Source organism: Sphaerisporangium sp. NPDC005289, from assembly GCF_040607455.1.
Taxonomy (GTDB): domain Bacteria; phylum Actinomycetota; class Actinomycetes; order Streptosporangiales; family Streptosporangiaceae; genus Sphaerisporangium; species Sphaerisporangium rhizosphaerae.
This window is the reverse complement of the sequence record NZ_JBEXGS010000002.1, coordinates 272,944-297,911: the sequence shown is the minus strand read 5'-3', so window position 1 is coordinate 297,911 and position 24,968 is coordinate 272,944. Positions and strand designations below refer to the sequence as shown.

The following is a 24,968-nucleotide window of genomic DNA, read 5'->3' as shown; positions in this document are numbered from 1 at the left end:
CCCGTGTCACCCGGGCTTGCGCGCGACGAACAGGACCCGGTCCTCGTCCTCCGGCCGCTCCGTAGGGAGGAGCGGATGGTCGGGAGTGCCGATGCGGCAGTCGGTCCACCCGGCTTCGTCCATCAGTTCTCGCACGTCTGCCACCGCGTGCGCGGTGTTGACGATGGTGGACTCAAAGCGGTCGTAGCGGCCGTCCTCGGCGCGCACCACCCCCGAGATCCGGAAGAAGCCGAAGCCCTCCTCCTGGTTCATCGCCCCTCTGAACAGGAACATCGCCGACTTCTCATCCTTGATCCAGATCCGGTTCATCGCTTCGAGCCCTCTGGCCGTCGTGAGGTCGAACGCGAACATCCCTCCGGGCTCGACGGCGCGGTGGACGCTACGCAGATACGAGGCGACCTGATCCAGCGTCCGCAAATGGTTGGGGATGTCGTAGGTCGAGAAGGCGAACGGCACGGGTTCGGGGATGGTGAAGTCGGTCGCGTCCCCGTGGATGAACGTGGCCCGGTCACCGGCCGCGTGGAAGCGTCGCCGGGCCCGTTCCAGCATGGCCTTGGAGATGTCCAGGCCGGTGACCTGGTATCCCTCTTTGTAGAAGCGCGCGGCGACGATGCCGGTGCCGCAGCCGACGTCGAGAACGCGGCGCGGGGCGTCGGGCATCGTCGTCTGATGCAGGCGCAGCAGCGCCCGGCCGATGCGGCTGGGGTAGAAGCTCCAGAACTCGTCGTAGATCTTCGCGTGCAGGTCGACGTACGCCTCTGCCGTCATCGGTGATCCCTTCGTCGCCCCGTCGGAGGTGGCCGGATGTCCGGTAGCGCCAGCCGCCAGGTGGTCGGGCCACCCGCCGCAGCTTGATTAGAGGTTTCGCTAATTATATGATCATCAAAGTACTCAGGATGTCAATGATCGGAGTGAAGAGCGTCTGTCAAGTCGGCGTGCGCTCCACGTAGCCGCTGGTCGGAGCTCGACGTCACTGTCCGGCAGGCGTCCGCCGGAGTCCGGTCATCGCACCTGATCTCCACCATTGAAGGGAAGCCGGCAATGAAGACTGCTACTTATCGCGTGAACGGCATGACGTGTGGGCACTGCGTCTCCGCCGTCACGACGGAGGTCACGAAGATCCCCGGAGTCACCGACGTCCAGGTCGATCTGCAGGCCGCGACCGTCACCGTGACGAGCGATCGGCCGGTGGAGAGCCCGGTCCTGGAAGCGGCGGTGGACGAGGCGGGTTACGAACTGGTCGGTCCCGCCCATTAGGCGCTGTAGTCATCGCCCCCTCGTGGTCCTCGATGGGCACCCCCGCGAGGGCGGCGACACCCCTGTGTGCGGCATGCCCTGGACGCCGACTGTTGCAGCGAACTTAGACGGGTGTCAAAATAGAGGTATGTCGAACACGGGAGTGCCCATGCCTGCAGCCGACTCCCCTGCCAAGGGGTGCTGTGCTCCGCTGGAGTCGGTGCCGCTGGATGCCGCGCACGCCGTCGGCATGGCGAAGATGTTCAAGGCTTTGGGCGACCCGATCCGGCTGCGCCTGCTCTCGTTGATCGCCGCGCACCCTGATGGCGAGGTCTGTGTCTGCGACATGACCGACCTGTTCGACGTCGCCGCACCGACCATCTCGTATCACCTGAAGCTCCTTCGCGAGGCCGGCCTCGTCGACCACGAGCGTCGCGGCACGTGGGTGTACTACCGGCCGATACGCGAGCGGCTGCACCAGCTCTCGGCCCTGCTAGCCGCGGCCGACCTCGCAGGCGTCCCCGGTTAGTGGTGCGCCGGCCGGTCGGGGCGTGACGTCGGCGGGCACGGTCAGCACCTCGCTCAGCCGCTCCAGTGCGGCGGGGATCACCCAGTAGAACACCCAGGTGCCCCGCCGTTCGCAGCCGAGGAGTCCCGCCTGGCGCAGGACTCTGAGGTGATGGGAGATCGTGGGGCCGGTCAGGTCGAAAGCCGCGGTCAGGGTGTTCACGTAGGCCTCACCGCCCGGATGTGAGGCGATCAGCGACAGCAGCCGCACGCGGACGGGGTCCGACAGCGCCTTGAACGCGGCCGCGACCTCCGCCGCCTGCTCCGCGTCCACCGGCGCCGCGGCAAGTGGCGGACAGCAGATCTCCGCTGGAACGCCCCCTTGTTTCGACATATGCCTATTTTGACAGCTCTCTAGACCAGGGGCAATTGATGTTTGTGGATGTTCCTGGCATATCGCTCTCAGCTGGCGGGTGCCAGCCAACCCTTCTCCACCGCCTTGACGCCGGCTTCGAAGCGACTGCGCGCCCCCAGCCGGTCCATGAGGTCGGCCACCATCCGGCGGTGCGTGCGGAGCCCGATGCCCAGCTTCTTGCTGGTCGCCTCGTCGGTGAGCCCTTGGGCCAGCAGTCTGAGCAGCTCACGCTCCTGCATGGTGATGCTCTGGTCGCAGCGTTGCCGCCCGGAGCCGAAGGGCGCGGCGTGGTTCCAGACCTCCTCGAAGAGGGCGAGAAGCGCGGTGATGATCCCCTCGCCGCAGACTTCGACGGCTCCCTTTCTGCTCGCCGTCGGGTCGAGAGGCAGCAACGCCACCTCGCGGTCGAACATCACTATGCGGATCGGCAAGGTCGGCGTGGTGCGGACCTCGCCTCCCAGGTCGGTCATCCAGCGCGCGTAACCGAGCGTCGCCGTGTCGTTGCAGGCGCTGTCCTGGTACACCGTGCGGACGGATACGCCACGCTCGAGCATCTCGTGGTCCAGCGGCCTGCTGGCTTCCAGACTCTCGGGAGACTGGGCGCCGCCCGGCATGAACGACAGGCACTCGGAGGTCGCTCCGTGCGCGAGGGTCTCGATGCGGGCGCGCACCGCCTCGACGCTCTCGAGACAGTCGCATTCATGGCGCGCGCCGGCCGCGCACAACTCGCTGTACTCCTGGATCAGCCGGTCGACCGCGTGCTCCGTGGCGACGAACTCCTCCTGACGGCGCAACAGGTCGGCCCGCTGCCTCTGGAGCAGGTCGTGAAAGGCGACGCTCGGGCTTCCCGCACGTAGCGCTCCGGACGAGCGGCGCAGGAGCGAGAGCTCCACCAGCCGGTCGATGGTGGCGCGGACTTCGGTCTCGGAGATGCCGACGTGGGCGGCGATCTGTGCGATGCCCCACTCTTTACGAGTCAACACGAGGCGGTAGATGGTATCGGCGTGGACGTCTAAGCCCCATTGCTGAAGCACGGCAGCCCCCATAACACCGGTGCGCGGCGAGGTCATTAAATAACATGAGAATGACGCTGTCCATGTCAAGTCGTGTCGAGCCGGGCATCGGCACGCGTAACTCACCAGGGCTGCCGCAGGGTGACCTCCCAGAAAACTCGTCCCTCGCACGTGCGCGACCCGAACTCGGTGCGTGACGGAGTGTGACGTTCCTCTTTTCCGGCTCGCGTGGGCAGTTTTTAAGATCAGCTCTTTGCGGCCGGTAGGTATAGCCGTCAAAGGTATGCCCGCTACGGAGAGCGGCTGTCGTGGCGGGTCGCGCGGAGCCCCTTCCGTTCTCGCTCTGCGCGGTGGCACCAAGTTGCCCGGCAGCTAGCTGCCTGGTCTGACCACTTTCGTGCATCGGTGGCGAACATGAAAGTAGGGGCGTGCGAGGGTGCCGAGTTGAGCTGCGGGAATGCCGGATGACCGCTTGTGACGTCACGTCGAGCGGCGGAAGCGAGAGAGCGATGATCCCTGGACGAAGAGCGCGCGCGGCCGTCGTCGCAGGGTCGGCGCCGGCGTGACGGCATCCCGTAAACGGCATGTACATGGCGACGGTGACGCTGACCGCCACCGGTGCCGCCGTTCGCCGAGGGCTGGCACCGCAGCTCGTCACCGACATCCTGTGGACTGCAGCCACCCCGGCGGATGATCTGGAGCACCTGCATTCCTTCGTGACCCCCGACCGTGTCGAGCTGACCTTCTTTCATGGCAGCGCGAATGCGATGCAAGCGCACGCGGCCGCTATACGCATATGTCAGAGAGCTTTGAGAAGCTCGCCGTCATTGCGCGGCTGGATGCTCGGTGAATGACAGATTTCTGACACGTGAATCAGTGTCAGGGAACAGATTTTTCGCACGACCCCGCATGACCGACGCCGATGGTTCAAGGAGAAACGAAATGGCCTCAGCCAACCCTGATCCGCGACGCAAGGCAGCCGAAGTCACCGTCCGTCCGTTGCGCACGATGGACGCCGACGTCAAGGTCCTCGGCTCCAAGAGTTACACCAACCGGTACCTCGCCATCGCCTCGTTGTCCGGCCGGGAGACCACGCTGGAGAACGCGCTGATCTCCGACGACACGGTGTACCTCTCGCGCGGCGTCGAAGCGTTCGGTCATGTCCGCGTGGACATCGACGAGCAGAAGGAGACGATTCACGTCACGCCGACCGGCCAGGCGATGCGTGCTCCCGAGGAGGAAATCTTCATGGGCGGCGCCGGCACCCCGTTGCGCTTCCTGATTTCCATGGCGGGCCACGCCTCGGGCGTGACGACGATCACCGGCAACAAGCGAATGCAGGAACGACCCATGGGGGACCTGCTCGCCGCCCTGCCGGCGCTGGGCGTCGAGGCGGTCAGCGTGCGCGGGAATGGGTCGCCTCCGATCAGGGTGACCGGAGGTGATTTCCGGGGCGGCGCCACGCGAATCAGCGGAGCCGTGAGCAGTCAGTTCACCTCGAGCCTGCTCATCAATTCGGTTCTCGCCCAGAACGACGTGGAGATCACGATCGTCGACGACCTCATCTCCAAGCCCTACGTCGAGATGACGATCGCCGCGCTCGCCGAGATGGGCGTGCAGATCAAGCGCGACGGCCACACCCGGTTCACCGTCCCCGCCGGACAGGCGTTCCGCGGCGGGTCCGTGACCGTCGAACCGGACGCCTCCGGCATGTCCTACTTCCTGGCCGCCGCCGCGATCCTGGGCGGACGGGTCACCATTCCGGGCATCGGCCGGGACTCCCACCAGGGCGATGTCGGCCTGGTGGACGCGCTGGCCCGCATGGGGTGCGAGGCGTCCTTCGACGGCGGTGGCATCACCCTTCGAGGCGGAGAGCTGCACGGCATCGAGATCGACATGGAGAGCATGCCGGACGTGGTGCCGACGCTCGCGGTGGTCGCGGCCTTCGCCGAGGGCAGGACCCACATCAGCAACATCGCCAGCCTGCGGGTGAAGGAGTGCGACCGTATCGCGGCGGTGACCACCGAACTCCGCAAGATGGGCGTCACGGTGGAGGAGTTCCCCGACGCGATGACCATCACCGGCGGGACCCCTGCCGGCGCCGTCATCGACACCTATGACGATCACCGGATCGCCATGTGCTTCGCCATCGCGGGCCTGCGCGCCGAAGGCGTGGTGATCAAGGATCCCGGCTGCGTGGCCAAGTCGTATCCGACGTTCTGGGAGACGCTGGACACCCTGCACCCGGACGGAGCGTCGACCCTGTGAGCTCGACGACCCGGGGCATGCTCCTGGTACTGGACGGATGGGGGCATGCCGCCCCAAGCCCGGCCAACGCTCTCAGCCGCGCGGCGACGCCCCACCTCGACGCGCTGATGGCGGAGTACCCCTCGACTCTCGTCGAGGCGTCCGGTGAGGCGGTCGGCCTGCTGCCGGGCACCGTCGGCAACTCCGAGATCGGTCACATGGTGATCGGTGCCGGTCGGCCGTTGCCCTACGACAGCCTTCTCGTGCAGCAGCAGATCGAGAGCGGCGCCCTCGCGGCCAATCCGCTGCTCGTCACGGCCTGCGAGCGGCTCGCCCGCACCGGGCGTGCCCTCCACCTCGTGGGGCTGTGCTCGGACGGCCAGATCCACGCGCACATCGGCCATCTCCGGGAGTTCCTGAGGGTGGCGGCCGCCCACGGTGTGCCCGAGGTGTGGATCCACGCGATCACGGACGGCCGGGACGTGGGGGACGGGACGGCGGCGGCCTATCTGGACGAGATCGGCAAGTTCACGGCCGAGGCGGGGACCGGCCGCGTCGCCAGCGTGGTCGGCCGAGGCTACGCCCTCGACAAGAGCGGCGACCTGACCCTGACGACCGCGGCCGCGCAGGCGGTGATGGACGGGACCGGAGTGCGGGTCGCCCGTCCCCACGACGCGCTCGCCGGCCAGAAGAGCGACGAATGGGTCGCCCCGAGCGTCGTGGTCGACGAGCAGGACGCACCCGTCGGCGCCGTCGCCGACGGCGACGCGGTGCTGTTCACCAACTTCCGCAGCGACCGCATCCAGCAGCTCGCCGACCACCTGGCGGCCCACCTGGCCGCATGGGATGTCACCCTGCTCAGCCTCGCCAGGTACGACACCCAGGCGTCCATCCCGCCGCTGGTGGACCGCGCGGATGCTTCGGGCGGCCTGGCCGACGAACTGGAACGGCACGGGCTGCGCTCGGTCCGCATCGCGGAGCGCGAGAAGTTCGAGCACGTCACCTACTACCTGAACGGCCGCGACGACCGGGCCCGTTCCATCGAGGAGCACGTCCGGATCAGCGGTGACGGTCTGGCCGACTACCGGTCCCGCCCGGAGATGAACCTCTCCGCGGTGGTCTACGCACTGGGCGAGGCCGCCGTCCGCACCGACGTGGCGCTGGTCGTGGCGAACCTCGCCAACATCGACGTCGTCGGCCATACCGGAGACGCCGACGCCACCGTGCTGGCCGCCGAGCACACCGACGCGGCCGTGGGCCGGCTGATCTCGGCGGCACGCGCGGCCGGGCGGTGGGTTCTCCTGGTCGGGGACCACGGCAACGCCGAGCAGATGACACGGCCCGATGCCGAGGGTCGCGAGCGCCCGTACGGCGGCCACACCACCAACCCTGTCCCGTTGATCCTGGCGCCGGCGCCGGAGGCGCCGGTCCCGGGCCGCCTGAGGGACGGCGGCACCCTCGCGGACGTCGCGCCGACCATCCTGGCCCTTCTGGGACACCCGCCAGGGGCGGCGATGACCGGCAGGCCGCTGCTGTGACCGAACGACCTGCACGAACGTGGATCGGCCGATTCACCGGGGATGATGAGGAGATCTTCTGATGACCGAGCGCCCGCGTATCGCTCTGATCGGCAACCGCAGTTCCACGACCCCTGCCCACGCGTGCCTGGACGCGTTCGTCCCGTCCCTCGACGCCGACGTCGACTGGGTGCCCAGCGAGACCGTCACGGGGCCGGACAGCCTCGGCGGCTACTCCGGGCTGTGGGTGATCCCCGGGTCGCCGTACGCCTCGAAGGACGGGGTCCTGCTCGCCATCCGCCTCGCACGGGAGACGGGCATTCCCTATCTGGGGACCTGCGGCGGCTTCCAGCACGCTCTGATCGAGTACGCGCGCAACGTGCTGGGGCTCTCGCAGGCCGACGACGTCCAATACGATCCGCAGGCCGAGACTCCGCTGATCACCGCCCTGTGCTGCTCGCTGGTGGGGGAGACGGCCCCCCTCTACCTCTCCGACGGCAGCAGGCTCGCGTCGGTGTTCGCGCATGCCGAGGAGACCGTCGAGACGTTCCACTGCAAGTACGGTCTCAACCCCGACTACGTCGATCTCATCGAGCAGAGCTCTCTGGTGATCAGCGGGTGGGACGCCGAGAAGGCGCCACGGGCCATCGAGATCGCCGACCATCCCTTCTTCATCGGCACTCTCTTCCAGCCGGAGCTCTCCTCGTCGCCCGGCTCGATCCACCCGCTCATCGAAGCCTTCGTCGCCGCCGCGACGCGGCACGCCGAGACATCCGCCAAGGCCACAACACCGTAGGAGGCCGTTGCCGAATGGAAGTACTCGTCCTGATACTCGTCCTCGCTCTCGCCGCCGCCAACGGCGCGAACGACGTGCCGAAAGGCGTCGCCACGCTCGCCGGCGCGGGCGTGACCCGGATCCGCACCGCGATCTTGTGGGGCACCGTGGCGACCGCCGTCGGATGCCTGGTCTCGCTGACCCTGGCGTCGAAGATGACCGCCCTGTTCTCCAAGGGCATCGTGTCCGCCGCCCCGACGCCGGCCTTCGCCGTGGCGGTGCTGGTCGGCACGGTCTTCTGGGTCATCCTCGCCACGATACTCAAACTGCCGGTCTCCACCACCCACGCCCTGGTGGGAGCGCTTCTGGGAGCGGGCAGCCTGTTCGCCGCCGACGCCGTGCAGTGGAACGGGCTGCTGGGCAAGGTCGTCCAGCCGCTGCTGCTCAGCATCCTGGTGGCGTACGCGATCTCGGCCGTGCTCGGCGTGATCACCCGCAAGGTCGTGGCCACCTCGGCTGCCAGGAAGGCGCGGGCGGCCGAGCAGGCGCCGGACGGCGGCGCGCTCGCCACGACGGTCAACGTGCAGGAGGAGGTGACCAGGGCGCAGAAGGCGATCGGCGTCGGCCACTGGATGACCAGCGGCCTGGCCAGCTTCGCGCGAGGGATGAACGACGCCCCGAAGATCGTGGCGATCGGCTCCTTCGCACTGGTGGGAGGCATGACCCCGACGACGCTGCTCCTGCTGGTCACGGTGGCCATGGCGGTCGGTGGCCTGGTGGGCGGCTCGCGCATCGCCGACCGTCTCGCCTACTCCGTTATCAAAATCCCGCACGTGGAGGGGTTCACCGCGAACCTCACCACCGCCGCGCTCGTCGGGCTCGGCGCGACGCTCGGACTGCCGATGTCCACCACGCAGGTCTCGGCCGGCGCCATCTCCGGCATCGCGGCCAATGACCTGTCCCGGCTCAACAAGAAGACCGTGCGCGACCTGCTGATCGCATGGCTTCTGACCCCGCCGGTGGGCGCCGCGGTCGCGGCGGGCGTCTACCTGCTCATCGCCTGATGTCGTGGGTCGCCGGAGCCGCGTCTCCGGCGACCCCGCACCGAGTTTCTCAGGACGGCCATTGACACGTCCATGATTCGATGATCTTATAACTATCGAATCAAGGTCGGACCTCAGAAGGGGATGTGAGCCATGAACCGTCAGCAGGACACCGAAGACCGCGTAGTCGGCGGGTTCATCACCGATCCCGAGCTGGACGTGGACGCCGGCGCCTCCGGATGCTGCGGCGAGCCCGCCTCGGGCCCGGTCGAGATCGAGCTCGTCGACCTCGGCCCGGAGGACAGTGCCAGTGGCTGCTGTGGTGAGCCGAGCGAGACGAGCAGCGGCTGCTGCGGGGAGTAAGGCGAAGGCCGGACGCCCCATGATCGGCGAAGGCCCGAGACAACGAGAAAGGCTCGTCATCGGATGTCCAGGACCGCCCACCCTGGGGTGGAGGAACGGCTCAGGGCGCTGGCCGGCGCCTTCGACGAGACGCGGGCCATGGAGATCGTGCAGGCGCTCTGCGCCGAGCCCCTTTCTGGACGAGCCGTCGGCACCCCTGGCCGTGACCGTGCCATGGCATTGGTCACCGACCGCCTGCACGCCTCAGGACTGCGACCGGAAACCCATGCCTTTCCAGTGCCGGAGGTCTTCAGGCTGACCTCGCCACCCATGCTCACCGTGCGGGGACCGCGGCCGTCCCGGACGTTCGAACACCGGCGCGACTATGCTGAACACCCCCGATCGGCCTCCATGGGGACGGCCGTCGAAGGTCCGGTCGCCCGGTGGGACGGCACTCCTCGTCCCGGCGCCTGGTGCCTGCTCGACCGGGTGCCGCAGGGCCGGGCCTTCACCGACCTGGCCGCCGCCGTGCGCGCGGCGGGCGGGCTCGGCCTGCTGACCTCACAGCGGCCCGCGTCCTCCGGCTTCCTCACAAAGCGGGTCGTCGGGGGCGCGCCCGTGGACCTGCCCGTGATCGCCGTCCGCGAGGAGCATCTGCCCGCGCTTGAGGGCGGTACGGTGCGTGCCCTCCTTCCCCTGCGTCGGGACGCCGTCACCGGCACCAACGTGACCGCCGCCCTGCCGGGCGCTGACCCGGCCGGCCGCGACCGGCCGGTGCTCGTCACCGCGCACTATGACGGAGTGGGCGCCGATCCCGGGCGGCACTTCCCCTGCGCCGGTGACAACGCGAGCGGAACGGCGGTGTTGCTCGGCGTCGCCCACGCCCTCGTCGCGGAGGGCTTCCAAGGAGCTCGGCCCGTCGTGTTCGCCGCGCTCGACGCCGAAGAGGTCGGCGCCCTCGGTTCTCAGCATCACGCACGGCGCCTGGTGGCCACCGGCAGCCGCCCCGACGTGCTCAACCTCGACATGGCGGCGAAGTTCAACGGCGCCGTGGCGGTCGAACTGGGCCCGCGCTCCAGAGAGATACGTCAAGCCCTTGACCAGGCGGGACGCATGCTGGGCATCCCGCTCGCCGCCGGACCCGTCGCCTCCGACAACCGCCAATACGCGTCGGCCGGGCTGCCGGCCGCGGGCATCGGGCTCGGCGCGGCGCACTACCACTCGCCGATGGACTCTCCTGATCATGTCGACCCCGCCGCCCTGCGCATGGCGGGCCGGCTGCTGCTCGTCACGGTCGCCCTCTTGGCGCTCGACGAAGCGGGGGACGCCGGGGAGCCGACCAACGCACCGAAGCATTGATCACTTCTATCGAAACCTGAGGAGTCACCATGGCAGCCGCAGCACCGAGCATCTCGGTCCAGCTCATGCAGCTGGCCCCGCACATCAAGGACGGCCACGAGAGCTTCTCCGCCGGATACCAGAGCTTCTTCAACACCGTCTTCGACGGGGGTGCTCTGGAGCCGAAGGCCCGAGCGGCCGTGGCGCTGGCCGCCGCCCTGCTGCTGGGCCGGGAGGAGACGGTGCGCTCCTTCCTGGCGACGGCCAAGCAGCTCGGCCTGGGCAACGAGGAGATCGCGCAGGTCGCCGGCATCGTGGAGGTTCTGAAGCTGGACTCGGTGCAGCGTCCCGCCCCGGTCGCCGCCTCGGCGCCGGCCAAGAAGGCCAACACCTGCTGCTGATGGTCCTGTTCGCCCCCGACACGCCACTCGCTTGAAGGGAATGGAGCGCCGATGACGCAAGGCGGCGATCCGCCGGCGGGCACCGTCGTGCTCATCGGCGGCCGTGCGGAACGAGAGTTCACCATCGTGCACGACCTCGGCTACCGCATCCTGTACCTGGACCGGCAGGTGCCGATGCAGTGCGTCTTCTGGGCCGACGTGCCGGTCGACGTGGACGTCGATGACTGGGACCAGGTCCGCGACACCATCAAGGCCCGGCTCGGCGGCGCCGCGCCCGCGGCGGTCCTGACCCATGTGGAGCCGCGCATCCCTTTGATGGCGCACCTCACCGAGCAGCTGCTCGCCGAGCGGCGCGGGCTCAGCGCCGAGGCGGCGTGGAACTGCCGGGACAAGCTGCGGACGCGCGAACGCCTGCGTGAGGCGGGCCTTCCCGTACCGGGCTTCGGCCTGGCCGCCGGCGCTGAGGACGCGGTGCAGGTCGCGGAGACCATCGGCCTGCCCGTGGTCGTGAAACCGCGAGACGGGGCCGGCGCGTTCGGCGTGCGCCGATGTGTCACCACCGATGAGGTGCGTGAGGCGGCGGCCGGCATCCTGGCCGATCCCGGCCCGGGAACGCAGGCCGGAGTCCTCGTCGAGGAGTACGTCGACGGACCGGAGTACGCCGTGCAGACCCTGACGCAGGCCGGTCGCACCCGCTTGCTGAGCGTCTTCCGCCAGCACATGACCGAGCCGCCGGTCTTCGTGGAGCTCGGGTACGAGCATCCGAGCGGTCTGGACGCCGCCGGAGAGGCGACTCTCGCCGACGTCGTCACCGCCGCTCTGGCCGCGCTCGGCGTGACCGACTGGATCAGCCACACCCAGGTGCGCCTCGGACCGGAAGGCTTCCGCGTCGTCGAGGTCAACGCGCGGCGCCCCGGCGGCAGGCTGGTCGAGATGACCACCGCGGTGTCCGGTGTGGACATGACCGTGGCGGCCACGCAGCTCGCGCTGGGCCTGCCGGTCGACGCCGGGCCGCCGCGCGCCGCGCACGCTCTCTACAGCAGCGTCGTCTTCGACGAGCCCGGCTTGGTGACGTACCGGACGGACATCGACCCATCGGCCTTTCCGGGCCCGATCCCCCCGATCGTGGAGGTCGAGGTCGCGCCCGGCGAACCCGTCCTGCCTAAGGACCATCCGGGAGGCGGCGTGTACGGCCGCATTGTTGTCTTCGGCGACACGCGGGCCGAGGTCGCCGACGGCGTCCGCCGCATCCGGGAACACCTCGATCTGCGGGTGACTCCCACGGACGACCTGGCCACATCGCGATCGGACAGCCGTGAATTCAAGTCCTGCTGCTGAGGTCACCATGACGAGCCGGACGACCACGCCTCCGTGGATGATCGACCTCGGGGAGACCGCCGACGGACACAGACTGGCGCTCGCGCGCGGAGTCGCCGACATCGACGGCGAGGTGTGGAACGACATCGTCCGCCGCAGCGGTGGGACGATCTTCTACAGCCACGAATGGCTGGCCGCCTTCGAGGAGGCCCCTCCTGGGGAGTTCGAGCCCGCGCATCTGCTGGCGTACCGCGGTGAGGAGCCGGTGGGGGTCTGCCCGGCGTATCTCGTTCACCACTGCCCCCGGCTCGACTACGCCTACTCGCTCGGTGAGTCGGCCTGGCTGCGGGAGAGGGGGCCGATGCTTCTCGCGCACAGCCTCGCCGCGCTGCGTGGCGGGCCGCTGGCCCTGCCCGGGCATGCGGGCGCCGCGATGGCGCTGGCCGACGGCCTCGAACGGGCGGCGGCCCGGCTCGGCGCGTGGGCCTGGGGAATCGCCAACCTCCCGGCCGACGCCTTCGCGGGCGGGCTGATGGGCCGGGGATACGCCACCGCGCACGTCTCGACCGCGTACAGGATCGACACGACTTATGGCAGTCCGGCCGAATACTGGGCCACGCTGCCAGGACGGCGCCGGCGCAAGCTGTGGAGGGAGCAGCGCCTGCGGGCCGGGGGACTGACCGTCACCGAGAGCGTGCCGCAGACCGGCACGCTGGTGCGGCTGGCCCATGAGCTGCTGGCCGCCCACGGCACGCCGATCGAGGTGTTCCCCGCCGCCTACCTGGAGGCCCTCCATCGCCACCTTCGTCCCTACGAGAGGACGGTCGTGGCCGCCGACGAGGCCGGCGCCGTCGCCATGTTCGCCGGATGGCAGTTCGGCGGGGAGTGGTCGCTGTGGATCGCCGGGCTGCGGACGGACGACCATCCCGCGTTCGAGCCGTACCACACCATGCTGGCGCACACCATAGAGGCCGCCGTCACGACGGACGCGCGCGTGCTCGACCTCGGCCGGGGGAACGCGCCGATCAAGCGCCGGTACGGCGCCGTGGGGACCCCGCTCATGCTGGCGGTGAAGACGGCGGACCGTCGGCAGGACGCCCTGCTGCACGCGTGGTGCCGGCGCCTGGAATCCGCCGCCCGGGCCTCGGCGGACGGGCTCGAAGTCGTCAGCAGGTGCTGCTGATGCGCGCGGAGACGGGCGACGGCCGTCCGAACGTCATCTGCGTCGCCGGTCGGCGGGTGGTGCACGTGCTGGCCGAGATGGACGTCCGCACGACACTTCTCGGCGACCCCACCCCTCTCGACCTCGCCTGCGTCGTCGACCTGCCCCTGGACGTCGATCTCGGCGACTGGGCGGCCACCGAGGCCCTGCTGCGCGGGCTGCACGACGCGCGCCCTTTCGGCGGCGTGGTGAACGTCTACGATGCCCACCTTCCTCTCGCCGGCTACCTCGCCGCCCGGCTCGGTGTGGCGGGGCCGGCGATGTCCGCGGCGATGAACTGCGACAGCAAGCTCCGCATGCGGCTGGCCCTCGCGGGAGGCGGTGTCCCCGTCCCCGCCCACCACCTCGTCGGCGACCCCGATGAGGCGCAGGCCGCGGCCTCGCGCCTGGACTACCCGGTGCTGGTCAAGAAGGTCACCGGGGCCAGGGGCAAGGGGACCCGCGTGTGCCGCGGGCCTGAGGAGGTCGCCGCGGCGGTGGTCGCCCTGCGGACCGAGGACCATCCCGACCTGCTGGTCGAGGAGTACATCGACGGTCCCGAGTACGCGGTGCAGACCGTCACCGCAGGCGGTGTCACCGACGTGGCCGGCATCCTCGCCCAGCACACGGCGCCCGGAGCCCGGCCGCTGGAGATCGGATACGACCATCCCAGCGGGCTCGGCCCCGAGAAGGAGGCCGAGCTGGGCGCCTTCGTCGCCGAGGCCCTGCGCGTGCTGGGCCTGGAAAACGGAGTCGCGCACACGCAGGTGCGGCTCGGGCCCGAAGGCCCGGTCGTCGTCAACGTGAGCCTCCGCCCACCGGGTGGACGACTGTGCGAGGTGACCGAGGCCGTGTCGGGCGTCGACCTGGTACGGGCCGCCGTCGAGGTGACCCTCGGCCGGCCGGTGACCCGGCGGTCGCCGGTCGCCCGGTACGTCATGTACCGATGCCTCACCTTCGACCAGGCGGGCGCCGTCGAGTACGACCCTCGCGCGCTCGCCGAAGTCGGCGAGGCACCCGCGCCCGTGGTCTCCATGGACGTCGAGCCGGGGCAGACCGTCTTCCCCGTCGACCACGCGGAGGGCGGCGTGTACGGGCGGGTGGTCGTCTACGCCGACGACGAGACCCGGCTCGTGCCCGCCTACCAGGACGCGGTGGGCCGCCTGCGACCGCGGGTCGGCGACAGCAGCACCTGAGACCCATCTCTGCCCCCAGACCAGGACGGTGACCACGTGTCAGAAGGAACAGGACCACACGCCGCCGAGCCGACGCGCGTGCTGGTGCTCGGCGGTCAGCGCACCGTCAGGATGCTGAAGGAACGCACCGGTTACGAGGTCGGTTTCGCCGACGAGTTCATCCCGCTCGAACTGTTCGCCGCCGCGGACATCCCGTTCGAGGTCGACTTCGACGACTGGGAGGGGGTCATCGAGCAGATCCGGCGCGTGCACGCGATCCGGCCGTTCACCGCGGTGGTAAGTCAGGTGGACCGGCTGGTCCCGCTGGCCGGCCTGCTGCGCGAGCGCCTGGGGCTGACCACCGGGATCACCTACGAGGCGGCGCGCGACTGCAATGACAAGGCTGCCACCCACCGGCGCCTGTCGGAGGCCGGCATCGCCGTCACCCGGCACGAGGTGGTCGGCAGCGTGGAGGAGGGCACGACGGCGGCCAAGGAGATCGGCCTGCCGGTCGTGGTCAAGCCGCGGGACGCCTCCAGCGCCGCGGGCTTGATGTACTGCGCCTCCTCCGAGGAGGTCGCCGCCGCCGTCGGCGACATCCTCGACGGCGGCCGGGACAGCGCGCTGGTGGAGGAGTACCTCGTCGGCCCGGAGATCGGCGTGTTCGCGAGCCGGACCGGCGGAGTGACCAAGGTCCTCTACGTGTTCGTGGGCGAAGTGGGGCCGCCGCCGAAGTTCGTGAAGCTGGGCGGCTGGTTCCCGGGCGCCCTTTCCGGCGAGGAGCTCGCGCGCCTCACCGACCTCACCGAACGTGCTCTGGCCGCGCTGGGGCTGGACGACTGGGTGGCCCTGCTGCAGTTCATGCTGACCGACGCCGGGCCGAGGGTCGTGGAGGTCAACCCTCGGGTCTCGGGCGGTCAGGGGGTGGCGCTGATCGCCGCGACCACCGGCTATGAGCCGACTCTGGTCGCGGTGGAGGCCGCCCTGGGCCGTCAGCCGGAGCCGGAGGCGCCGAAGGCGCCCGTCGGCCGGTACCAGAGCATCGTCTTCGAGCAGGAGGGGAGGCTGTGGTACCGCGAGGAGGCGCTGCACGCGGTCCAGGGGCTGGAGTCGCCGGTGGAGCCCCTCGTCGAGATCGACGTCAAGCCGGGCGAGGCGGTCCTCGGCATCAACCACGCCCGCGGCGGCGCCTTCGGCCGCATCGTTCTGGCCGGCGAGAGCCGTGACCAGGTCACCCGGGACCTCGAGCGGATCCTCGATCAGCTCGATCTGCGCGTGGAACCCATGGCCCAGGCCGAGTCATCAGTGACCAAGCCGCACACGTCCTGCTGCTGAGCCCGCCGGTCCGTCTCCCGCCTTGACGGCGGTCAGGTGATCTGATTCGATAATCTTGGAATCATCAAATTAGCGGAGAGGAGGGGTCATGGCGGAAGACATGATCGGCTCGGGCTGCTGCGAGACCAGCGGCATCGAAGACGCCGCGGAAGACGGCGCCGAATGCAGCTGCGCGTGTGCGTGCTGCGACTAAGCCGAGGCCGATCCGTGTGAGAAGGCGCGGCGCGGCCGGCGCCCCGAGCGGCACCGCCGCGCCGCGCGTCAGGCACGTGCGACGGCCCGGGCCGAAAGGAAGAGGCAAGTGAAACAGTCGCTTCACGCACTGCGGTTCATCTACGGCTACCCTCTCCGCTACCGCCGGGCGATGACCGTGGCCACGATCACCATGCTGACCGGGCTGCTGAGCACCATCGCCATCCCGCTCATCATCCGGGTGGCCATCGACGCGGGCGTTCTCGGCGGCGATCCCGGACTGCTGCTCGCCGTCGCCCTCGGTGTCCTCGCCATCGGCGCGGCCTCCGCCGCCCTGCTCCACCTCGGCAAGCAGATTCGCTTCACCGTCGCCAGCAAGGCGGTCAACGACCTGCGGCACGACCTGTTCCGGAGCCTGCTCAGGCTGGGGCCGGCCGACACGGCGGAGGCGTCGGGCGGCCGGGCGCTGACCCGCCTGGTCTCCGACGCCGTCTTCGTGCGCGGCCTCACCAACGGCGGCGTGCTGGAGCTGCTCAACCAGGCGCTGGTCACCGTGGTGATGTACCTGGTCGCGCTCCTGATCGACGTCCGCACCACGCTGGTCGCCTCCATCCCGCTCGCCATCGTGATCCTGGGCAACCTGAGCGTCCAAGGGCGCCTCCAGCGGGTCTTCGTCGACGTGAAAGGACAGTTCACCAACCTCCTGTCCGGCGTGGGGGAGTCGCTGGCCAACATCGGCGTCGTGAAGTCCTTCGGGCGGGAGGACGACGCGTCCGGCCGGCTGCAGAAGATCAACGAAGAGCTCTCCGCCCGCCGCGGCAGCATGAAGACCACCTACAGCCGGTGGGAGGCCATCCTCAACGTCATCGGGGCGCTCCCGACCCCCATCGCCCTGTGGCTGGGTGGCGGCGCGGTCGTCGACGGCGCGCTCACGGTGGGCGGCCTCGTCGCCCTCGTCGCGCTGATCATGATGGTTCAGATGAGCATGCACCAGGTGACCATGCACGCCAACGGCGTCTTCCGATCGGTGGTCATCGCCCAGCGGCTGCTGCGCATCATCGAGGCGCCATCGGTGCTGAACCCGCGGTCCGACAACCGGCCCATGCCCGCTCCCGCCGGCGCGGTCTCCGCGGCCGGCATCGTCGTGGAGATCGGTGACCGCAAGGTGCTCGACGGGGTGAGCGTGACCATCGAACCCGCCGAGGCGGTCGCCGTCATCGGCCCCACCGGCAGTGGGAAGACGACGTTGGTCCACGTGCTGGCCCGCCTGCGCGACCCCGAGTCCGGTTTCGTCCTGTACGACGGCGCCGACGCCCGCGAGTACGACCTGGCGTCCATCCGGCGGCAGGTCGTGTGCCTGCCGCAGCGCCAGTGGATCTTCGAGGGCACCCTGGCGGACAACATCCGCTTCGCCCGGCCTGACGCCACCGCCGATGAGGTCGCCAAGGCGGCGGAAGCGGCGGGTCTGCGCCACATTCCGCTGGACCGCACGCTGGCGGCCGACGCGGTCGACCTGTCCGCCGGTGAGAGGCAGCGCGTCGGCCTGGCCCGCGTCCTGCTGGTCGACCCGGCGGTGCTGCTCCTGGACAACCCGACGGCCAACCTCGACGCGGAGACCGAAGTGGAGCTGCTGGAGACCATCATGCGGGTGCGCCAGGGCAGAACGCTGGTCATCGCCACCCAGCAGCTCGCGGTGACCCGCTACGTCGACCGGGTGATCGCCCTCAAGAACGGCGTCCTGGCGGAGCCGGACTCCGTGCGACGGGCCGTCCAGGACGACCAACCGGCGGAACGGCCGCTGGCGCCCGCCGGCCTGCCGGAAGGAGGTCAGGCCAATGACTGAGACGGCCGCCGAACCCGTGCTCACCGACTTCGAGGTCAACCAGACGCTACGCCGCGCGGTCAGGCGCTTCCTTCCCTACCTGCGGCCGCACATCGGATGGATCGCGGTGGCCACCATCGTGACGATCTTCAGCTCCATCATGACCATCGCCCAGATGTACACGGTGATGGTCGGCGTCGGACACATCGTCACCGGGAACATGGACGCCGTCTGGGGCACCGCGATCAACCTGGTGGTGCTCGCGGTGCTGGACAACGTCATCCGCATCACCTACAACATCGCGATGATCCGGGTGAACGAGCGGCTGACGGTCACCCTGCGGAACGACCTGGTGGCGCGCCTGCACAACCTGCAGCTGTCCCGTCACGTGTCCCAGGCCAGCGGCACCTGGGTCACCCGTGTGCTGTTCGAGGCCGAGCGCTTCCGCGGGTACATCACCAAGACCGGCCTGGAGCTCGTCCAGAGCGCCGTGTGGTTCGTCGCGTTCGCGGTGTTCCTGCTGGCCCTGAGCCCCGGGGTCGCCCTGCCGACGCTGATCGTCATCCCCGTCATGGTGCTCATCGCGCTGCGCTGGACCCGCCACCTGAAGGCCGACACCCGGCGGCAGCGCGAATCATGGGACTCCGTGGTGGGCTACCTCAACCAGCGCATCGACGGGCTCGCGGACATCCGCGCCTTCGGCCAGGAAGACAGCATGATGGCCGACCTGGAGAGCAGGTCCGCCGGGTACACCAAGGTGCACAACAGGCTGTCCACCAAGCGGCTGTGGCTCACCTCCTACCTGGGGTTCACCGTCCACATCGCCCTGGCTCTGCTGATCTTCTTCGGCGGGCTGCAGATCATCAACGGGCACGCCCTCGGCTCCGGCTTCTTCTTCGACCTGGCCGCGGGCATGATGCCCATGACCTGGATGCTGCTCGGCACCAACACGATGATGGCGTCGATGGGCATGGCGCAGGGCGCGGCCCTGGCCGCCGGCACGCTGGCGGCGTTCGCCCTGTTCTCCAAGCGCATGCTGAACCCGGTGCGGGACGTGGCCAACCAGCTCGGCCAGGCCTCCGACATGGCGGTGTCGGCGCACCGCGTCCTTGAGGTGCTCGACCTGCCCGAGGAGGAGGACACGGGTGACCCGCTGCCCGAGGTCCAGGGACACCTACGGATCGACGGCGTGAGCTTCGCCTACGTCGACGGCGTCGAGGTGCTGCACGAAGTGTCCCTCGAAGCACGGGCCGGCGAGCACATCGGCATCGTCGGCGCCAGCGGCGCCGGCAAGAGCACGTTGATGCAGTTGCTGGTCCGCTTCTACACGCCCACCTCCGGCTCGATCCGCATCGACGGCCACGACATCGCCGAGGCGACCAAGTCGTCCGTGCGCGGCCAGGTCCTGCTCGTGAGCCAGGAGGCGCAGCTCTTCGACGGCACCGTCGAGGAGAACATCCGGTTCGGCAGGCCGGACGCCACCGACGAGCAGGTCGTACAGGCGGCCCGCGCCGTGGGCGCCGACGAGGTCATCGGCGAGCTGAGCAAGGGCTACCAGACCAGGGTGGGGGAGCGCGGCTCGCGCCTGTCGGTCGGGGAGCGCCAGCTCGTCGCCCTGGCTCGCGCCATGCTCGCCGACCCCCGAGTGATCATTCTTGACGAGGCCGTCTCCAGCGTCGACCCCGCCCGCCAGCGGACCGTCCTGGCCGCCATCCGGCGGCTGCTCGAAGGCCGCACCGCCGTGGTCGTCGCGCACTGGCTGGCCCTCGTCGAAGACCTGGACCGCGTCTTCGTCCTGGAAGACGGACGGATCGTCGAGAGCGGCAGACCCGTGGAGCTCCTCACGGGTGAGGGCCGGCTCGCCGAGCTCTGCAAGGTCCAGACCGGAGAAATCGCCCTACCCGCTGGAAGGAAGTGACCCATGTCCGTCACCGAGCCGAGCGTCAGCCAGCTCTTCTGGTCCGCCGCCAAGAACGAGCCGCTGCCCGTCGTCCAGGCCGAGACCAAGAGCTCGTGCTGTGGTCCGAAGACCGCCGCGACCAAGACCGAGGCTTCCACTGCTGAGACCGAGGCTCCCGCCGTGAAGAGCTCCTGCTGCGGTCCCAAGCCCGTCACCGAGGAGAAGGCCGCGGCCACCGCCAAGAAGTCGTGCTGCGGATAGCACGCTACGTACCAGGAGGAAGCCGATGAGCAGGCGCTCACTTCGAGCCGCGGCGGCCGCGATCATCGCGGTGACCGCCGTGGCAGGTTGCGCGCAGAGCAGGGCCGATGGCAACTCCTCGCCGGCGGCATGCCAGACCGAGAAGCAGAGCGCCGGGCTCACGGTGCGGTTCACGACCAACCCATGCCCCGCGAAGGGCGGCACGGCGGCCACCGGGCAGTTCACCATCCACGACTCCTCGGGCGCCGCCGTCACCGACGCGACCGTCAAGGTCAACTACGACATGCCGAGCATGAACATGCGCGGCGGTGAGCACGTGGCGACCAGGAACGGCGAGACCTACGAGTCCAAACTCGTCCTGGGCATGACCGGCTACTGGGTCGTCAGCGTCCAGGTGAACCGCGGGTCGGGCGCCCCGGCCACGATGCGGTTCGACGTGCGAGCGAAGTAGGGGAGAGCATGCTCAGTCGCCGTGCGGCACAGCTGCCGCCCTCCAGCACCGCGGCGCTCGACGCGCACGCCAAACAACTTGCCGCCGAGGGTGTCGACGTCATCAACCTCACCAGTGGCGAACTGGCATTTCCCACTCCGCAGGAGGCGTCCGACGGCGGGATCAAAGCCATCACCGACGGCCGGACCCGGTACACCGCCGTCGCCGGCATCCCGCCACTGCGGCAGGCCGTGGCCGAACGGCTGACGCGCGCGTGGCAGGCGCCCTACACCGGTGAAGAGATAATCATCACCAACGGCGCCAAGCAGGCACTCGCCAACGTCTTCGTCGCGCTGCTCGACCCCGGGGACGAAGTGATCATCCAGGCCCCGCACTGGGTGAGCTTCCCGCACATGGTGACCCTCGCCGGAGGCACACCGGTCATCCTCCCGACCGGGCCCGGCACGGGATCCAAGATGACCCCGCAGGCGGTCGCCGAGCGCATCACCCCACGGACAAAGGTCCTGCTGGTGAACAGCCCCTCCAACCCCACCGGAGTCGTCTACGACCGGCGGGAGCTGGCGGCCCTGGCCGAGGTGGCGCTGGGCGCCGGGCTCACCATCGTCAGCGACGAGATCTACGGCGACCTGGTCTACCAGGAGGGCCTGTTCGCCGCCATGGCCTCCCTCGGGCCCGACGTGCGAGCCGCCACCATCACGGTCGGCGGCCTGTCGAAGACCTTCGCGATGACCGGCTGGCGGGTCGGGTTCGCCGCCGGGCCGAAGCCGGTGATATCGGCCATGGCCGCACTGCAGGGGCACACGACGTCGGCCGCCTCGACCATCTCCCAGCACGCCGCTCTCGCAGTCTTGCTGGACGAGCCGGTCGCCGAGCTGGACGCCCGCAGGGCGGAGCTGGACGAGCGCAGGCGAGCCCTGTGCGCGGGGCTCGCCGGACTGCCCGGCCTCCGGCTCGACGTCGAACCCATGGGGGCGTTCTTCGCCTTCGTCGAGGTGAGCGGCACCTACGGCCTCGCCTGGCAGGGCGAGACGATCCGCAGCGCCGCCGACTTCGCCCGTCATCTGCTGAGCGCGGCCCGGGTCGCCGTCGTCCCGGGCGCCGACTTCGGCGCACCCGACCATGTCCGGATCTCCTACGTGGACAGCCCTCAGGTGATCGGCGAGGCGCTGGCCAGGATCCGGGCGTTCCTGACCGAGGCGGCGCAGGCGAACGTCGGCGTCGCCCGCCATTGACGCCGTCACATCGAGCATCGCCGGGCCGTCCGGACCGGCGCACTGAAAGGAAACAGCTGTGAGCGTCGTCGCCACGTACGCGGTGGAAGGCATGACCTGCGGGGGATGCGCGAAGCGCGTCAGGAACGCCGTGGACGTGGCCATCCCCGGCGTCGAAGTGATCGAAATCGATCCCAAGAGCGGCCGGATGCGGCTCGGCTCTGATGCTCCCCTGCCGGAGGAGACCGTGCGGGGCGCGGTGGAGAGCAGTGGATACCGCTTCGCCGGGGTCCTGGCATGAAACCCCGCACCAAGCTGGCCGGCTTCCTGGTCGCGCTCGCGGTGGTCTTCGCACTGTCGTACGCGCTGGGGACCGTCGTGCCGCCGGTGGAGTTCTAGGCGCGGTCGGAAGGAGACGAACCAGTGTCCGCATCAGCTCTGCCGATCGCGAACCGCTCTGAGGTCACCCTGTTGATCGGTGGCATGACGTGCGGCTCGTGCTCGGCTCGCATCGAGCGCAAGCTCAACCGCATGGAGGGCGTCCAGGCGGAGGTCAACCTCGCCATCGAGCAGGCGCACGTCGTCCACGACCCGGGCGTCCCGGTCGAGGAGCTGATCGCCGTGGTGGAGCGGCTCGGATACACGGCGGCGCTGCCCGAGCCCGAACCCGAGCCCGGCACCGAACGGGCCGCCGGCGAGGGTGAGGACGCCCAGGACGCCGAGGACACGGACGACGCGGCGCTCGCCGTCATGCGACGCCGGCTCCTGATCTCCACCGCGCTCGCGGTCCCGGTCGTGGCCATGGCGATGATCACACCGCTCCAGTTCACGTACTGGCAGTGGTTGTCGCTGACCCTCGCGGCGCCCGTGGCGGTGTGGGGAGCGTGGCCGTTCCACCGCGCCGCGTGGAAGAACCTGCGGCACGCCTCGTCCACCATGGACACGCTGGTGTCGCTCGGTGTCATCGCGGCCTTCGGCTGGTCGCTCTACGCGCTCTTCTTCGGGTACGCCGGGCTTCCTGGCATGCGGATGCCGTTCGTGATGCGACCGGTGTCCGGTGAGGGACTGCACCACATCTACCTCGAGGTCGCGGCGAGCCTCACGGTCTTCATCCTCGCGGGACGCTACGCCGAGCATCGCTCCAAGCGACGGGCGGGAGCGGCGCTGCGGGCGCTGCTGCGGCTCGGTGCCAAGGACGTCGCGGTGCTGAGGAACGGTAACGAGGTCCGCATCCCGGTGGACCGGCTGGCCGTCGGGGAGGTCTTCTCGGTCCGGCCAGGCGAGAAGATCGCCACCGATGGCGTCGTCGTGCAGGGCACCTCGGCCGTGGACGTCTCCATGCTCACCGGGGAGAGCGTCCCGGTGGAGGTGGGACCGGAATCGGCCGTCGTCGGCGCCACCGTCAACACCAGCGGGCGACTGATCGTCCGAGCCACCCGCGTCGGCGCCGACACCCAGCTCGCCCAGATGTCGCGCCTCATCACCGAGGCGCAGACCGGCAAGGCCCCGGTGCAGCGCCTGGCCGACCGGGTCGCCGCGGTCTTCGTCCCCGTCGTCGTGACGATCGCGGCCGCCACGTTCGGATTCTGGCTCGGCAACGGCTTGGACGTCGCCGCCGCGCTGACCGCCGCCGTCTCCGTGCTGGTCGTCGCCTGCCCGTGCGCGCTCGGCCTGGCCACCCCGACCGCACTGCTGGTCGGGACCGGACGCGGCGCCCAGCTCGGCATCCTCATCCGTGGACCCGAGATCCTGGAGTCGACCCGGCGGATCGACACCATCGTCCTGGACAAGACGGGCACCGTCACCGCTGGAGCGATGCGGCTGGTCGAGGTGGTGCCGCGCGCCGGGGAGGACGAGGACCGGATCCTCACCTTCGCCGGCGCGCTGGAGGACGCGTCCGAGCATCCGATCGCGAAGGCCATCGCGGCCGGTGCGCGAGAGCGCCTCGGCGGACTGCCGGTCGTCTCTGCGTTCGAGGGCAACCCCGGTCGCGGGGTATCCGGCGAGGTCGACGGCGTGCGGGTACGCGTCGGCCGCGCCACATGGTTGGAGACCACCTCCCCGCTGCCTCCCGAGTTGCGTCAGGCGCAGGACGAGGCGGAGCGCCGCGGCATGACCCCGGTCCTCGTCGCCTGGGACGGAGAGGTGCGGGGTCTTCTGATCGTCTCCGACACCGTCAAGCCGACCAGCGCCGACGCCGTGGCGGCGATGCGGCGGCTGCGCCTGCGGCCGATCCTGCTCACCGGGGACAACGCGCGGGCCGCGCAGGCCGTCGCCGGGCGGGTGGGGATCACCGAGGTCGAGGCCGAGGTCATGCCGGCCGGCAAGGTGGAGGTCATCAAGCGGTTGCAGCAGGAAGGGCGGGTCGTCGCCATGGTGGGCGACGGTGTGAACGACGCCGCCGCCCTCGCCCAGGCCGACCTGGGCATCGCCATGGGCACCGGGACGGACGCCGCCATCGAAGCCGGGGACATCACCCTCGTCCGCCCCGACCTGCGCGCGGCCGCCGACGCGGTGCGGCTGTCCCGGCGGACGCTCGCGACGATCAAGGGCAACCTCTTCTGGGCCTTCGCCTACAACGTGGCCGCCGTCCCCCTGGCGGTCCTGGGCCTGCTGAACCCGATGATCGCCGGTGCCGCCATGGCCACGTCCAGCCTGTTCGTGCTCACCAACAGCCTGCGGCTGCGCCGGTTCCGCGCGTTGGTGGACGGCTCCACGCCTGCCGAACGCACCGAAGCGCCGGTCCCGACGGACTCCGCGTCCGGCCGTGCGCTCGAAACGGTCACGACGAGCAGGGACGGCTGAGGATGTTCCGGCGCGGGGCCGATGGTGATGTCCGCGGAGATGACGACGTGCGAGCCGGGAGCTGATCGCGATGGAATCGGCCGCGTTCGACGGGTACGCGCCACTGACGCGCGGAGTGCTCGACGCCTCCGTGGCGGGGGACATGGCGCCGATGTTCAAGGCGCTGGGTGATCCGGTCCGGCTCAGGCTGCTCTCGCTGATCGCCTCCCATCCCGACCGGGAGGTCTGTGTCTGCGACATGTCCGAGGACTTCGACCTGTCGTCCCCGACGATCTCCTACCACCTGAAGGTGCTCCGGGCCGCCGGTCTCATCACCGCGGACCGGCGCGGAACGTGGGTCTACTACAGCACGGTCGCAACGGCGCTCGACCGCCTGGCGCGGTTGCTCGACCCCCCGGGAGAAGCGCTCTCGGCGGTGCTCCCGGCTGAGATGGGACGTGAGGATCGGTGATCCGGAAGATGGC

The 24,968-nt window shown here is 69.9% G+C and carries 25 protein-coding genes; 22 read left to right on the top strand and 3 right to left on the bottom strand.

Annotation, left to right across the window (positions count from 1 at the left end; genetic code table 11):
* Positions 1-6: 6 nt before the first annotated feature.
* A complete protein-coding gene (locus ABZT47_RS04100; protein ID WP_354835957.1) occupies positions 7-768 on the bottom strand; it encodes a class I SAM-dependent methyltransferase in 762 nt (253 codons plus the stop codon).
* A gap of 273 nt (positions 769-1,041) precedes the next feature.
* On the opposite strand from ABZT47_RS04100, the gene ABZT47_RS04095 reads away from it, so the two are divergent.
* On the top strand, positions 1,042-1,257 hold the full coding sequence (locus ABZT47_RS04095) for a heavy-metal-associated domain-containing protein (RefSeq protein ID WP_354835955.1): 216 nt from the start codon (positions 1,042-1,044) through the stop codon (positions 1,255-1,257).
* Positions 1,258-1,405: 148 nt separating this feature from the next.
* The gene (locus tag ABZT47_RS04090; protein WP_354835953.1) at positions 1,406-1,765 is read left to right on the top strand and encodes a metalloregulator ArsR/SmtB family transcription factor; all 360 of its coding nucleotides are present in this window, start codon (positions 1,406-1,408) and stop codon (positions 1,763-1,765) included.
* Here ABZT47_RS04090 and ABZT47_RS04085 read toward each other — a convergent pair.
* The gene (locus ABZT47_RS04085) at positions 1,730-2,137 is read right to left on the bottom strand and encodes a metalloregulator ArsR/SmtB family transcription factor (protein WP_354835951.1); all 408 of its coding nucleotides are present in this window, start codon (positions 2,135-2,137) and stop codon (positions 1,730-1,732) included. The two genes, ABZT47_RS04090 and ABZT47_RS04085, sit on opposite strands and share 36 nt — an antisense overlap.
* Before the next feature lie 68 nt (positions 2,138-2,205).
* The gene (locus tag ABZT47_RS04080; protein WP_354835949.1) at positions 2,206-3,228 is read right to left on the bottom strand and encodes a helix-turn-helix transcriptional regulator; all 1,023 of its coding nucleotides are present in this window, start codon (positions 3,226-3,228) and stop codon (positions 2,206-2,208) included.
* Positions 3,229-3,755: 527 nt separating this feature from the next.
* On the opposite strand from ABZT47_RS04080, the gene ABZT47_RS04075 reads away from it, so the two are divergent.
* From ABZT47_RS04075 to ABZT47_RS03980, 20 genes are all read left to right on the top strand, one after another.
* Positions 3,756-4,025 (top strand): hypothetical protein, encoded by a 270-nt coding sequence (locus tag ABZT47_RS04075; protein WP_354835947.1) that lies wholly within the window; start codon positions 3,756-3,758, stop codon positions 4,023-4,025.
* 88 nt (positions 4,026-4,113) lie between these two features.
* Entirely contained in the window at positions 4,114-5,439 is a 1,326-nt protein-coding gene (gene aroA / locus ABZT47_RS04070) for a 3-phosphoshikimate 1-carboxyvinyltransferase (protein WP_354835945.1), read from the top strand.
* Complete coding sequence (gene gpmI / locus ABZT47_RS04065; protein WP_354835943.1) at positions 5,436-6,956, top strand: 2,3-bisphosphoglycerate-independent phosphoglycerate mutase; 1,521 nt, start codon at positions 5,436-5,438, stop codon at positions 6,954-6,956. Before aroA ends, gpmI begins: the two co-directional genes overlap by 4 nt.
* 61 nt (positions 6,957-7,017) lie before the next feature.
* Complete coding sequence (locus ABZT47_RS04060) at positions 7,018-7,731, top strand: hypothetical protein (RefSeq protein ID WP_354835941.1); 714 nt, start codon at positions 7,018-7,020, stop codon at positions 7,729-7,731.
* Positions 7,732-7,745: 14 nt separating this feature from the next.
* A complete protein-coding gene (locus tag ABZT47_RS04055; RefSeq protein ID WP_354835939.1) occupies positions 7,746-8,774 on the top strand; it encodes an inorganic phosphate transporter in 1,029 nt (342 codons plus the stop codon).
* A gap of 132 nt (positions 8,775-8,906) precedes the next feature.
* Positions 8,907-9,116: a hypothetical protein gene (locus ABZT47_RS04050; protein ID WP_354835937.1), complete on the top strand. Its 210-nt coding sequence runs from the start codon at positions 8,907-8,909 to the stop codon at positions 9,114-9,116.
* Between the two features lie 63 nt (positions 9,117-9,179).
* Entirely contained in the window at positions 9,180-10,454 is a 1,275-nt protein-coding gene (locus tag ABZT47_RS04045) for a M28 family metallopeptidase (protein WP_354835935.1), read from the top strand.
* A gap of 29 nt (positions 10,455-10,483) precedes the next feature.
* Positions 10,484-10,834 carry a carboxymuconolactone decarboxylase family protein gene (locus tag ABZT47_RS04040; protein WP_354835933.1) on the top strand — a complete coding sequence of 117 codons (351 nt, stop codon included), beginning with the start codon at positions 10,484-10,486 and terminating at the stop codon, positions 10,832-10,834.
* Between the two features lie 51 nt (positions 10,835-10,885).
* A complete protein-coding gene (locus ABZT47_RS04035) occupies positions 10,886-12,172 on the top strand; it encodes an ATP-grasp domain-containing protein (RefSeq protein WP_354835931.1) in 1,287 nt (428 codons plus the stop codon).
* A gap of 7 nt (positions 12,173-12,179) precedes the next feature.
* Positions 12,180-13,334: a GNAT family N-acetyltransferase gene (locus ABZT47_RS04030; RefSeq protein ID WP_354835929.1), complete on the top strand. Its 1,155-nt coding sequence runs from the start codon at positions 12,180-12,182 to the stop codon at positions 13,332-13,334.
* Positions 13,334-14,548, top strand: coding sequence for an ATP-grasp domain-containing protein (locus ABZT47_RS04025; RefSeq protein ID WP_354835927.1), 1,215 nt, complete (start codon positions 13,334-13,336; stop codon positions 14,546-14,548). Before ABZT47_RS04030 ends, ABZT47_RS04025 begins: the two co-directional genes overlap by 1 nt.
* Before the next feature lie 36 nt (positions 14,549-14,584).
* Positions 14,585-15,862 carry an ATP-grasp domain-containing protein gene (locus tag ABZT47_RS04020; protein WP_354835925.1) on the top strand — a complete coding sequence of 426 codons (1,278 nt, stop codon included), beginning with the start codon at positions 14,585-14,587 and terminating at the stop codon, positions 15,860-15,862.
* Positions 15,863-16,163: 301 nt separating this feature from the next.
* Complete coding sequence (locus ABZT47_RS04015; protein WP_354835923.1) at positions 16,164-17,897, top strand: ABC transporter ATP-binding protein; 1,734 nt, start codon at positions 16,164-16,166, stop codon at positions 17,895-17,897.
* On the top strand, positions 17,890-19,794 hold the full coding sequence (locus ABZT47_RS04010; protein ID WP_354835921.1) for an ABC transporter ATP-binding protein: 1,905 nt from the start codon (positions 17,890-17,892) through the stop codon (positions 19,792-19,794). Before ABZT47_RS04015 ends, ABZT47_RS04010 begins: the two co-directional genes overlap by 8 nt.
* A gap of 3 nt (positions 19,795-19,797) precedes the next feature.
* On the top strand, positions 19,798-20,037 hold the full coding sequence (locus tag ABZT47_RS04005; protein ID WP_354835919.1) for a hypothetical protein: 240 nt from the start codon (positions 19,798-19,800) through the stop codon (positions 20,035-20,037).
* Positions 20,038-20,062: 25 nt separating this feature from the next.
* Positions 20,063-20,488: a FixH family protein gene (locus ABZT47_RS04000; RefSeq protein WP_354835917.1), complete on the top strand. Its 426-nt coding sequence runs from the start codon at positions 20,063-20,065 to the stop codon at positions 20,486-20,488.
* A gap of 8 nt (positions 20,489-20,496) precedes the next feature.
* A complete protein-coding gene (locus tag ABZT47_RS03995; protein WP_354835915.1) occupies positions 20,497-21,720 on the top strand; it encodes a pyridoxal phosphate-dependent aminotransferase in 1,224 nt (407 codons plus the stop codon).
* 58 nt (positions 21,721-21,778) lie between these two features.
* Complete coding sequence (locus tag ABZT47_RS03990) at positions 21,779-22,000, top strand: heavy metal-associated domain-containing protein (RefSeq protein ID WP_354835913.1); 222 nt, start codon at positions 21,779-21,781, stop codon at positions 21,998-22,000.
* Positions 22,001-22,122: 122 nt separating this feature from the next.
* Positions 22,123-24,504 (top strand): heavy metal translocating P-type ATPase, encoded by a 2,382-nt coding sequence (locus tag ABZT47_RS03985; RefSeq protein WP_354835911.1) that lies wholly within the window; start codon positions 22,123-22,125, stop codon positions 24,502-24,504.
* Between the two features lie 70 nt (positions 24,505-24,574).
* On the top strand, positions 24,575-24,955 hold the full coding sequence (locus tag ABZT47_RS03980; RefSeq protein WP_354835909.1) for a metalloregulator ArsR/SmtB family transcription factor: 381 nt from the start codon (positions 24,575-24,577) through the stop codon (positions 24,953-24,955).
* Positions 24,956-24,968 lie beyond the last annotated feature (13 nt).

Excerpts from the sequence above, each read along its gene's own strand:
- ABZT47_RS04100 (WP_354835957.1), bottom strand. The coding sequence starts at position 768 with ATGACGGCAGAGGCGTACGTCGACCTGCACGCGAAGATCTACGACGAG.
- ABZT47_RS04095 (WP_354835955.1), top strand. The coding sequence starts at position 1,042 with ATGAAGACTGCTACTTATCGCGTGAACGGCATGACGTGTGGGCACTGC.
- ABZT47_RS04090 (WP_354835953.1), top strand. The coding sequence starts at position 1,406 with ATGCCTGCAGCCGACTCCCCTGCCAAGGGGTGCTGTGCTCCGCTGGAG.
- ABZT47_RS04085 (WP_354835951.1), bottom strand. The coding sequence starts at position 2,137 with ATGTCGAAACAAGGGGGCGTTCCAGCGGAGATCTGCTGTCCGCCACTT.
- ABZT47_RS04080 (WP_354835949.1), bottom strand. The coding sequence starts at position 3,228 with ATGACCTCGCCGCGCACCGGTGTTATGGGGGCTGCCGTGCTTCAGCAA.
- ABZT47_RS04075 (WP_354835947.1), top strand. The coding sequence starts at position 3,756 with ATGTACATGGCGACGGTGACGCTGACCGCCACCGGTGCCGCCGTTCGC.
- aroA (WP_354835945.1), top strand. The coding sequence starts at position 4,114 with ATGGCCTCAGCCAACCCTGATCCGCGACGCAAGGCAGCCGAAGTCACC.
- ABZT47_RS04060 (WP_354835941.1), top strand. The coding sequence starts at position 7,018 with ATGACCGAGCGCCCGCGTATCGCTCTGATCGGCAACCGCAGTTCCACG.
- ABZT47_RS04055 (WP_354835939.1), top strand. The coding sequence starts at position 7,746 with ATGGAAGTACTCGTCCTGATACTCGTCCTCGCTCTCGCCGCCGCCAAC.
- ABZT47_RS04050 (WP_354835937.1), top strand. The coding sequence starts at position 8,907 with ATGAACCGTCAGCAGGACACCGAAGACCGCGTAGTCGGCGGGTTCATC.
- ABZT47_RS04045 (WP_354835935.1), top strand. The coding sequence starts at position 9,180 with ATGTCCAGGACCGCCCACCCTGGGGTGGAGGAACGGCTCAGGGCGCTG.
- ABZT47_RS04040 (WP_354835933.1), top strand. The coding sequence starts at position 10,484 with ATGGCAGCCGCAGCACCGAGCATCTCGGTCCAGCTCATGCAGCTGGCC.
- ABZT47_RS04035 (WP_354835931.1), top strand. The coding sequence starts at position 10,886 with ATGACGCAAGGCGGCGATCCGCCGGCGGGCACCGTCGTGCTCATCGGC.
- ABZT47_RS04030 (WP_354835929.1), top strand. The coding sequence starts at position 12,180 with ATGACGAGCCGGACGACCACGCCTCCGTGGATGATCGACCTCGGGGAG.
- ABZT47_RS04025 (WP_354835927.1), top strand. The coding sequence starts at position 13,334 with ATGCGCGCGGAGACGGGCGACGGCCGTCCGAACGTCATCTGCGTCGCC.
- ABZT47_RS04010 (WP_354835921.1), top strand. The coding sequence starts at position 17,890 with ATGACTGAGACGGCCGCCGAACCCGTGCTCACCGACTTCGAGGTCAAC.
- ABZT47_RS04005 (WP_354835919.1), top strand. The coding sequence starts at position 19,798 with ATGTCCGTCACCGAGCCGAGCGTCAGCCAGCTCTTCTGGTCCGCCGCC.
- ABZT47_RS04000 (WP_354835917.1), top strand. The coding sequence starts at position 20,063 with ATGAGCAGGCGCTCACTTCGAGCCGCGGCGGCCGCGATCATCGCGGTG.
- ABZT47_RS03995 (WP_354835915.1), top strand. The coding sequence starts at position 20,497 with ATGCTCAGTCGCCGTGCGGCACAGCTGCCGCCCTCCAGCACCGCGGCG.
- ABZT47_RS03980 (WP_354835909.1), top strand. The coding sequence starts at position 24,575 with ATGGAATCGGCCGCGTTCGACGGGTACGCGCCACTGACGCGCGGAGTG.